The organism is Mesorhizobium sp. P3_A9 (genome assembly GCF_056402975.1).
The window spans coordinates 1-8,184 of record NZ_JBFUGJ010000274.1; the positions used below are offsets into that span (position 1 = coordinate 1).

Annotated in this window: 7 protein-coding genes; 1 reads left to right on the forward strand and 6 read right to left on the reverse strand. The window is 62.9% G+C overall.

Annotated features, from left to right (window positions below):
* From AC1DX0_RS26745 to AC1DX0_RS26760, 4 genes are all read right to left on the reverse strand, one after another.
* Positions 1-418, reverse strand: a 418-nt coding sequence (locus AC1DX0_RS26745; RefSeq protein WP_477357433.1) for an ABC transporter ATP-binding protein, incomplete at its 3' end; no start/stop codon positions are given.
* The gene (locus tag AC1DX0_RS26750) at positions 418-1,341 is read right to left on the reverse strand and encodes a carbohydrate ABC transporter permease (RefSeq protein WP_477220200.1); all 924 of its coding nucleotides are present in this window, start codon (positions 1,339-1,341) and stop codon (positions 418-420) included. The genes AC1DX0_RS26745 and AC1DX0_RS26750, both read right to left, overlap by 1 nt.
* Positions 1,338-2,234 (reverse strand): carbohydrate ABC transporter permease, encoded by an 897-nt coding sequence (locus AC1DX0_RS26755; RefSeq protein WP_475457240.1) that lies wholly within the window; start codon positions 2,232-2,234, stop codon positions 1,338-1,340. Before AC1DX0_RS26755 ends, AC1DX0_RS26750 begins: the two co-directional genes overlap by 4 nt.
* Positions 2,235-2,427: 193 nt before the next feature.
* Entirely contained in the window at positions 2,428-3,684 is a 1,257-nt protein-coding gene (locus tag AC1DX0_RS26760) for an ABC transporter substrate-binding protein (RefSeq protein ID WP_477220201.1), read from the reverse strand.
* A gap of 406 nt (positions 3,685-4,090) precedes the next feature.
* On the opposite strand from AC1DX0_RS26760, the gene AC1DX0_RS26765 reads away from it, so the two are divergent.
* Positions 4,091-5,143, forward strand: a complete 1,053-nt coding sequence (locus AC1DX0_RS26765; protein ID WP_477220202.1) for a LacI family transcriptional regulator — start codon at positions 4,091-4,093, stop codon at positions 5,141-5,143.
* On the opposite strand, the gene gndA is transcribed toward AC1DX0_RS26765, so the two are convergent.
* Positions 5,140-6,567: an NADP-dependent phosphogluconate dehydrogenase gene (gndA, locus tag AC1DX0_RS26770; protein ID WP_477220203.1), complete on the reverse strand. Its 1,428-nt coding sequence runs from the start codon at positions 6,565-6,567 to the stop codon at positions 5,140-5,142. The two genes, AC1DX0_RS26765 and gndA, sit on opposite strands and share 4 nt — an antisense overlap.
* Positions 6,568-6,683: 116 nt before the next feature.
* On the reverse strand, positions 6,684-8,184 hold a 1,501-nt coding region (locus AC1DX0_RS26775), incomplete at its 5' end, for a copper resistance CopC/CopD family protein (protein WP_477357435.1).

The window sequence follows — 8,184 nt, forward strand, 5'->3', positions numbered from 1 at the left end:
GTGCCGAGGGCTTGCGTTGCAACAGCGGCTCGATCTGCAGGATCTCCGAAGCGCGCGCGATGCGTTTGGCGATTTCTTCCTTGGGCAACCCGGCGACACGCAGGCCGAAGGACAGATTCTTTTCCACCGTCATCTGCGGATAGAGCGCGTAGGACTGAAACACCATGCCGATGCCGCGGTCCTTCGGCTCTTCCCAGGTGACGTTCTTGCCCTTGATGAAGATGCGGCCTTCGGAAATATCGAGCAGGCCGGCGACGCAGTTGAGCAAGGTCGACTTGCCGCAACCGGAAGGCCCCAAAAGCACGATGAATTCGCCCTCGGCGACATCGAGATTGAGCGTCTTCAACACCGACACCGCACCGAAATTCAGCGACAGATCCTGGATCGATACGCTGGTACCGTTTTGCGCCATACCCATCAGCCTTTCACCGCGCCGGCGGCGATGCCGCGCACGAACCATCTTCCCGAGATGAAGTAGATGATCAGAGGTACCGCCGCCGTCAGAATGGTGGCTGCCATGTTGACATTGTACTCCCTGACGCCGGTCGTGGTGTTGACGATGTTGTTGAGCTGCACTGTCATCGGCCAGTTGGACCGGCCGGCAAACACGATGCCGAACAGAAAATCGTTCCAGATGCCGGTGACTTGCAGGATGACGGCGACGACGGTGATCGGCACCGACATCGCCAGCATGATGGAGAAGAAGATGCGCCAGAAACCCGCACCGTCGACCCGCGCTGCCTTGAACAGCTCGACCGGCAGCGCCGCATAGAAATTGCGAAACAGCAGCGTCAGGATCGGCATGCCGAAGATCGTGTGAATGATGATGATGCCGGGAAGGGTGGCAAACAGCCCGACCGAGCTCAGGCCGATGATCAGCGGATAGATCACGACCTGATAAGGCACGAAGGCACCGAAGACGAGCAAGCCGAACAGCAGATTGGCGCCCTTGTATGGCCAGAAGGTCAGTGCATAACCGTTGATCGAGGCGCAGATGATCGAGATGATCACGCTCGGCACGGTGATCTTCACCGAATTGTAAAAGCCGGGGCTGAGCCCATTGCAGTCGCGACCGGTGCAGGCATGCAGCCATGCGTCGGCCCAGGGTTGAAAGGTCGGCTCGAGCGGCAGGCTGAAAAGATGTCCGAGCCTGATCTCGGGCATCCCCTTCAGCGACGTGACGATCATGATGTAGACCGGGATGAGGAAGAAGAGCGCCGCGACGACCAGGAACGCATAAAGGCCTATGCGGCCGGCCGATGTCCGCCGTGGTTTCGGCCCGAAGGGCGCGACGCCGGCCTGGACGGGCTGCTCTTGAGTGGTGATCACGCCGGCGGTCATACGGCTGCTTCCCGCTGGCGATTGCGCCGCCACAAGACAAGTCCGCCGAAAGCCAACACGACCAGCACCGGCAGCAGCATCATCGTTGCCGCCGCCATGCCCTGGCCGACGTTCTGGCGAACAGTGATGAGCTGGATGACGTAGACCGCCGGCATTGACGTGGCGATGCCCGGGCCGCCGCCGGTCATGGCGATGACCAGATCATAGACCCGCACCACGCCGACACATTGGAGAACAAAAGCAGTGGCGAAGGCGCCCTTCATCATCGGCGCCACGATGGAAACATGCGTGCGCCATGTCGGGATACCGTCGACCTTCGCCGCCTTCCAGATCTCCTCGTCAACGCCGCGCAGGCCGGCAAGCAGGATCGCCATCGTCACGCCAGAGCCCTGCCAGATGCCCGCCACGACCAGCGCGTAGATCGCGGTATTGGCGTCAACCAGGGGAGCGAAGCTGAAGCTCGACCAGCCCAGATTGCGCATTGCCTCCTGCAGGCCGAGATTGGGATCAAGCACCCACTGCCAGACGAGGCCGGTAACGATCAGCGACATGGCGAAAGGATAGAGGAAGATCGAGCGGAACAGATCCTCCTGGCGGATGCGCTGGTCCATGAAAACGGCGAGCAGATAGCCGAACACCATGTTGCAGGTGATGGACATCAGGCCGAAGAACCAGATGTTGTTGACCGAGACGAGCCAGCGGCTATCGGCCCAAAGCCGCCTGTACTGCGCCAGGCCTACGAAATCGTAATTGGGGAAGAGCTTGGAACTGGTGAACGACCAGAGCACCGAGAAGCCGATGCCGATCACGAAGACGCCGACAGCAACGAGAATCATCGGTATCGTGCCGATGACGGCAGGCAGGTGAAATCTGCGCCTCCATCTCCTCTGCATCGTCCGTTTTTCTCCACTTCCATCGACACGTCGGGACCGTCTGCCGACGCGAAAGTCGGCCTCCGCCAGATTCCCAACCGCCGCAGCTTCCGATCCTGCGATTGTCAGCCCGCCGACAAAGGCTTTCTGCTTGGCGAGCGAGGTGGGACCGAGGCGCCGCTGCATTAGCGGCGCCTCGAATGCTGATCGGCTCCTAGTCGGAACTTCCGATGATGGTGGCGAACTTCGCGGTGGCGTCGTCAGCCGTCATGGAGTCGTCGGCGAAGAATTGCGCGACGAGTTCATTGAGCTGCTGATTGGTGTTCTCGGTGATGAACCGGTTCGTCGCGGTGACGATGTTGGCCGGATCCTCCACTGCCTTCAGCGACTTCTGCATGCACGGGTCGGCCGTCGACATGTCGACATCGCCACGCACGGGCATCGAACCCTTGGCGTTGTTGAAGGCGACCTGAACCTCAGGGCTGATGAGCAATGCGGCAAGGCGCTTCTGCGCTGCCTCGACATCCGGATTGTTCTGCTTGAAGAAGACGATGATGTCGCCGTCGGTGCTGACCACCGGCTTGGCCTCGTTCAGGCCTATCATGCAGCCGAAATCCTTGACGCCGGTCATGCCGGCGGCCGCGAATTCGCCGCGCGCCCAGTCACCCATCACCTGAAGCCCGGCCTTGCCGGTGATCACCAGATTGGTGGTGTCGTTCCAGTTGCGGTTGGCGTAGCCATTGTCGGTGAACTGTTTCAGGGTCCTCAACTGCGTGAAGACGCCTTTCATCTCGGGGCCGCCGGCAATTTCGGCGCTCTTCTTGGTGTACATCTCGTCACGCTTGGCGACGCCGAGAGCCTCGGTGACCATGTCCTGGAAGAGCAACTGGATCTGCCAGCCGTTTCCGTCGCCGCCGATGGCGAAGGGAATGAAGCCTGCCTCCTTGATCTTCGGCGCGGCCGCGATGAAATCGGCCAGGCTCTTCGGCTCCGGCACGCCGGCTTTCTCGAACACCGGCTTGGAATACCAGGCCCAGTAGTTCGAATGGATGTTGACCGGAACGCACCACCAGTGACCGTCGACGAGGCAGGCGCTGCCGATCGCCTTCGGGCGAATGACCTGATCCCACTTGCCGGCGGTCGCGATATCGGTGAGGTCGAGCAGCTTGCCGCCCGAAATCAGCTCCTCGTACTGCCGCCCGGGATTGAACTGTGCCGCACCGGGCGGATCGCCGCCGAGCACCCGCTGCATGACGGTCGAACGGGCGGTTTCGCCCAGGGCAATGGCGCTGTCCACCCACTTGTCGCCATGGCCGTCATTGTCGAAGGCCTTTGCGAACTGCGACACCGCAGCCGACTCGCCCTTCGATGTCCACCAATGGATGACTTCCAGGTCCGTAGCCCTGGCCGGGGCGGCAAACTGCAGCGCGGCCGATGCTGCCAGCGCAGCGGTCAAAATCCCGTATCGCATTTCGGTTCCTCCCAGAATCTGAAACGTTACAGATTTTGGATAAGGCAATTGTAGGGATGACGCAACCCTGGGCAGGCGGCCTGTCCGATATTTTTTCGAGCCGCGAATAAAATAGGACATCGATCATCCCGTTGTGCGCCGCAATATGAGCAATCGCAGCGCAAAACAAACAGTTCGGCCACGGAAGCCGGCAAAATTAGTGCGGCAAGGACGCTTCGCCTTGTATTCTCAAGAGAAATCACGACCACGTGTTCGCCTGCCCATTCGCCATCTGGCAATCGAGATTGGCAACCTGTAACGTTTCAGTATATTGCCGCCTTCGCCGGGCTTGAAATTGTGCGACGCCGCAAATCGCGGCGATTGCCGACCCGCCCTGCGACTGCTATGCGCCTGACGGGCGGGACGAATGGACAGACGGCGTACGGAAAAGAACGACGAGAATTCGGCCAAGGAGCGGCCGACGCTGAAGACGCTTGCCTTCATGACCGGGCTTGGCGTCACCACCGTATCGCGCGCCCTGAAGGACGCGCCGGAGATTGGCGCGGAGACCAGGCGCCGCGTCCAGCTCGTCGCCAAGCAGATCGGTTACCGGCCCAACCGCGCTGGCGTGCGCCTGCGCACCGGCAGGACCAATGTCATCAGTCTTGTGCTCAACACCGAGCGCGAGATCATGAGCTTCGTCTCGGACATCATCTACGGCGTTTCGGAAGTGCTCGCCGACACGCCCTATCACCTGATCGTCACGCCCTATTCGCGCTCACAGGATCCGCTCGACCCCATACGCTATCTGGTCGAGACCGGTTCCGCCGATGGCGTCATCATTTCACGCACGCAGCCGAACGATGCCAGGGCCCGCTATATGCTCGAGCATGGCATTCCTTTTGCCACGCATGGCCGCACCGACATGGGGCTGGTCCACCCCTATCATGATTTCGACAATCACGCTTTCGCGGTCGAAGCCGTGCGGCGTCTTGCGAGCATGGGACGCCGCAAGCTCGCTCTGCTGGCACCACCCATTGGACTGAGCTACCACAGCCACACGGTCAACGGCTTTGCCGACGCGCTGAGCGAGGTCGGCGCCAACGAGATCCCGTTCAGCACGGTGTCGATCGACCATTCGATCGAGCAGATCAGAACGAGGACCGCGCAGCTGATGCGCCGCGACATCAGGCCGGACGGCTTCGTCAGCAGCGGCGCCGCCGCCACGCTTGCGCTCGTCGCAGGCATCGAGGATGCGGGCCTCAAGCTTGGCCGTGACGTCGATATCGTCTCCAAGCAATCATCGGACCTTTTGCACCTGTTTCGGCCCGAACTGCTGATAGTCAACGAGAACTTCCGGCTGGCGGGCTCGGAGCTCGCCCGCTCGGTGCTCGGCTGGATCGGCGGCGCAGCACCTGGCTCGCTGCAAAGTCTCAGCGTGCCAGGCGAGGTTCTGGCCTACCAGCGGTCCATGGCTTAGCCGGCAGCGCCACTGCCCCACGGGCCGTGGAAGGCACCCTGCTCGCCGATGCGTTCGAAACCATGCGCGCCGAAGAAATCGCGCTGCGCCTGGATCAGGTTCGAGGTGCCGCGGCCCTGGCGGTAGCTGTCGAAATAGGCCAGCGCGGAAGACAGCGCCGGCACCGGCGCGCCGGCCTCGGAAGCCTTGGCCACGATACGCCGCAGCGACGGATGCGCTTCCAACATCAAGCTGATGAAAGCCGGCGCCATCAAAAGATTGGTCGACGCGCCGCCGCTGCTAAAGGCCTCCGCCATCGTGTCCAGCATCTGCGAGCGGATGATGCAGCCGGCGCGCCAGATCCTGGCGATGGTCGGCATCGGCAGGTTCCAGTTGAACTCCTTCGAGGCACCAGCCATCACCGCGAAACCTTGCGCGTAGGCAGCGATCTTGCCGGCAAACAGCGCCAGTTCGAGGTCCTTCAGCAGCGCATCCTTGTCGCCGGAGATCTTCGACACACCGATATTGCCGTAGGCCTTTTCCGCCGCCTGCCGCTCCTCCTTGATCGACGATAAAACGCGTGCCGCCACCGCCGCCTCAATCGCGGTCGCCGGAATGCCGAGCTGCTGCGCCTCGATGACCGACCATTTGCCGGTGCCCTTCTGGCCAGCGCGGTCGAGGATGATATCGACCACCGGCTTGCCGCTCTTCGGATCGTCTGCCGCGAGCACCTTGGCGGTAATCTCGATCAGGTAGGAATTGAGCCTGCCTTTGTTCCAGGTGGCGAACACATCGCCGATCTCCTTCGGCCCCATGCCCAGGCCATCGCGCAGGATGCCGTAGATCTCGGCGATCATCTGCATGTCGGCATATTCAATGCCGTTGTGGATGGTCTTGACGAAATGGCCGGCGCCGTCAGTGCCGAGCCATGCCGCGCAGGGTTCGTCCTTGAACTTGGCGGAGATGGCGGTCAGCACTTTTTCGACGCGCTTCCAGGAATCCTCCGTACCGCCGACCATGATCGACGGCCCATGACGCGCGCCCTCCTCGCCGCCGGACACGCCCATGCCGATGAAGGTCAGGCCCGAGCCGGACAGTTCGGAGAAACGCCGCATCGTGTCGCGGAAATTGGCATTACCGGCATCGATGACGATGTCGTTGTTGGACAGCACGCCGCGCAGCGCTTCGATCTGTTCGTCGACCGGCTTGCCGGCCAGCACCATGATGATGATCGGGCGCGGCGGCCGGATCGCGGCGGCAAGTTCTTCCAGGCTGTAGCAGGGAACGACCATGTTCTTCAGCGCGCCGGCATTCTCGACAAAGGCGTCGGTGCGTGCCCTTGTGCGGTTGAAGACGGCAATGCGGTGCCCGTGTTCGGCGATGTTGAGCGCCAGGTTGGAGCCCATCGTGCCAAGGCCGATCAGGCCGATTTCGGCTTTTTCCATCGTTTCTTCCCTGCTTTCGGATCTTGTTGGTTGGAGCCCGCGATTTGGCGGGGATGATTGACGGGCCTTTCGCGCCGCGTCAACCGCCTCGCCGAATTGTGTTGCACATCTGCCGGTTACGGCCTGATGTCCACCGGCGCCTCGATCTTCACCATCTCGAAATCCGAAACCAGGATGTCGATGCGCACCGTCCAGCGGCCGGAAACCGGGATGACGAGGTTGTCGACGCGCCAGCTGCCGTCGCCTGGCTTGGTCGCCGCGCGCTTCAGCGGTTCGATGCCGGAATCGGGTTTCGACAGCACCAGCGTCACCTCCTTGGCGTCGAGTGGTCCGAAATCGCCGGTCATGATGATCATCGAGGCGGCCACCGGCCCGGCGTGGCCGGGCGTGATGCTGAGATCGGCCATCGCTTGTAACGCGTGGATGTGGACCGAGACCGGCTGCGCCGCCGCGATCGCCAGGGCTCGCGGCGGCGGCGTGAAGCGCCAGCCCGCGGCAACGCCGAAGATCGCCAGCACGATCAGCATTTCGACGCCGATCGAGCGGGTGAGCCTGCGTTGCACCTCGGTCGCGCCCGCCTCGGCCGAGGCAGTCAACTTCCAGCGATTGACAGCGGCCAGCGTGAACAGGAAGACCAGCAGCGCGAGCTTGACCAGCAGCAGCCGGCCATAGGCGGTACCGACCAGCGCCGAGGGGGTCTGCACCTGGATGACGGCCAGCACGATGCCGGCTGCGGCGAGCACGGCCACGACAGGCAGGATCGCTGAGGAGAAGCGGCGCAGGAAAGCGACGGCATCTGCCGTCTGGCGCTTCAGCGCGAGACCGAGCGGCACCAATGCGCCGGCCCAGAAGGCGATGCCGACGCCATGCACGAACACCATCGGCCGCGTCAGCCATTGCGGTTCGGCCGCACTGGCGTGGCCGCTGGCGGCAAGCGCGACGCCGACGCCGGCAAGCCCGGCAAGCGCAAACGGCTTGGCGAGTACACGCGGTCCGGCCAGTGACAGCAGACCGAGCCCCAGCGCAATCAGGGCGACCAGCACCGTCCAGCCGAAGCTGGTGCCGAGCCCGGTCCGCCAGATCACTGCTTGCACGAGATGGGAGAGCGGCGCGCCAAGCGCATCGAGCCCCTGAAAGCCGAGCGACAAGGGCGCCGCCAGCAGGCCGCACAGGATCGCGGCCGTGACGAAGCGCTGACCCGCTCGTCCTTCGCCGGCCAGCCAGGCAAGGGCAAAGGCGCCGCCGACGCCGAGGAAAAGGCCGATGTAGAGAAAGACCTTGCCGATCCAGATCGCCGACCGCAGCGGCCAGTCGACGGCCTCGGACACAGCGGGCGGTTCGCTTGCCGCGCCGATGGAAAACAGCAGCGAACCGCCGACCGGATGGCCATCGGCGGAAATGACACGCCAGCTCAGCACATGCGTGCCGGATTTGAGCGCTTGCGGATTGTCGATCTCGACGGTCTGGTCGCTGAGGCGGAAGGATGTCAGCGCAACCGGCGTGCCGTCGGGCTTCACCAGCGTCAGTACCAGCGGTGAGACCGGCTCGCTGAACGTCAGTGAGAACTGCGTCGGAGCCTGCGCCAGGATCGCACCGTCAGCCGGGTCGGTCTTGATC

Excerpts from the sequence above, each read along its gene's own strand:
- gndA (WP_477220203.1), bottom strand. The coding sequence starts at position 6,567 with ATGGAAAAAGCCGAAATCGGCCTGATCGGCCTTGGCACGATGGGCTCC.
- AC1DX0_RS26765 (WP_477220202.1), top strand. The coding sequence starts at position 4,091 with ATGGACAGACGGCGTACGGAAAAGAACGACGAGAATTCGGCCAAGGAG.
- AC1DX0_RS26750 (WP_477220200.1), bottom strand. The coding sequence starts at position 1,341 with ATGACCGCCGGCGTGATCACCACTCAAGAGCAGCCCGTCCAGGCCGGC.
- AC1DX0_RS26760 (WP_477220201.1), bottom strand. The coding sequence starts at position 3,684 with ATGCGATACGGGATTTTGACCGCTGCGCTGGCAGCATCGGCCGCGCTG.
- AC1DX0_RS26755 (WP_475457240.1), bottom strand. The coding sequence starts at position 2,234 with ATGCAGAGGAGATGGAGGCGCAGATTTCACCTGCCTGCCGTCATCGGC.